The organism is Aurantimonas marina, assembly GCF_017183135.1.
In the GTDB taxonomy this organism is placed as follows: domain Bacteria; phylum Pseudomonadota; class Alphaproteobacteria; order Rhizobiales; family Rhizobiaceae; genus Aurantimonas; species Aurantimonas marina.
On the sequence record NZ_JADDXW010000046.1, the window covers coordinates 1 to 1,462 of the forward strand.

Genomic DNA, 1,462 nt, shown 5'->3' on the forward strand with positions numbered 1-1,462 from the left:
CCGGAAGGCTGCGCCCGCTTCGATGGACTGTAGCTGCTGCGGATCGCCGACCAGGACGATCTTCGCGCCGGCGTCGGCGGCATGGGACAGCACGCGCTCCATCTGGCGCGTGCCGACCATGCCGGCCTCATCGATCACCAGCACGTCACCGCTGGTGAGCAGATCGCGGCCGTTCCGCCAGCCATGTTCCATGCTGGCGATGGTGCGCGATGCTATGCCCGATCCGCTCTGGAGGGCTTCCGCCGCAATGCCGGACAGAGCGATGCCGCGAACGTCATAGCCCGACGCCTCCCAGGCTTCCCGTGCGACGCCCAGCATCGCGCTCTTGCCCGTCCCGGCATGGCCGATAACGATACCGAGATCGCGCCCGTCGGTGATATGGGCCAGCGCATCGGCCTGTTCGTCGGAAAGCAAAAGGCCGCGCTGTTCGGCATGCGCCAGGGTGGCTTCGCGGTACCTGTCATCGACCTCATGACGTTCGGCCCCGGCCATGAGTTCGGCGGCACGGTGCAGGCGCTGTTCGGCTTCGATCATGTCGCTGGTCGTAAAACGATCTTCGCCGCGTCCGTCCTTGCCGAGTTCGACCAGATCGGGGGCATCGCGCATCGCGCCCATGACCTCGTTGAACTGGTCGATGCCGTCGCTGTGCCGATGCGCGAACCGCGCCATCTCGCGCCGCGTGAAGGTCGATTGCTGATGCGTGATCGCATCCAATGCGAGGGATGGATCGGCGATGATGCGTTGGCCATTGTCGCGGGCGATCTGCCGGTGCATCTCGGCCCGATCCGCAACGGTGGCGGCCGCCTCGATCCCTTCGCCTTTGACACGACGTGTCTCGACACGATGTGTCTCGATCCGCTGCGCGGGTGCGCCGATCTGGCTTTGCGGCTCAAGCCCGATGCCCTGCGCTTCAAGGCTGCGATGATCGATGCGCGCGTCGATATCGAGTTCCGCCAGCCGTTCGTTGGCGAGTTCCGCCCAGCGTTCGCGCCAGCGTTCGACCATCTCAGTGCGGTTCCATTCCCGCACCTTCCGGCCAAAACCGTTCTCGTCCCCATTTACCTCAATCTGGCGCATGGTGAGCATGACATGGGCATGGGGTTTTGGCATGCCGTCTTCGCCCCCAACCCCAACAGGAATATCCCAATGCACATTGAGGTCGGCGATCATGCCCTGGTCGACGAATTCCGATTGTACGAAGTCGCGGGCGAGCTCGATGCCCTGAGCCTTGCTCATCTCGCGCGGAAGGGCGAACTCCACCTCGCGGGAAAGCTGTGCGTCCTTGCGGACCTCGAAGGCTTCGACGTCGTTCCACAGTCGTTCGCGGTCGCTCCATGCCTCAGGTGCACCACCCGGCAGCAGCACCTCCGAATGGACGACGCCGCGCTTGGCGGAAAAGTCCTGAACGCGGTCAATCCGCTCGTCGCGCATCCGCGAGGCGGAACGGTAAGCGGCGGAGGCC

Annotated in this window: 1 protein-coding gene; it reads right to left on the reverse strand. The window is 64.8% G+C overall.

Annotated elements, in window-relative coordinates; translation table 11 throughout:
* The coding region (mobQ, locus tag ING15_RS19205; RefSeq protein WP_206456451.1) for a MobQ family relaxase at positions 1–1,462 on the reverse strand (1,462 nt) is incomplete at both ends.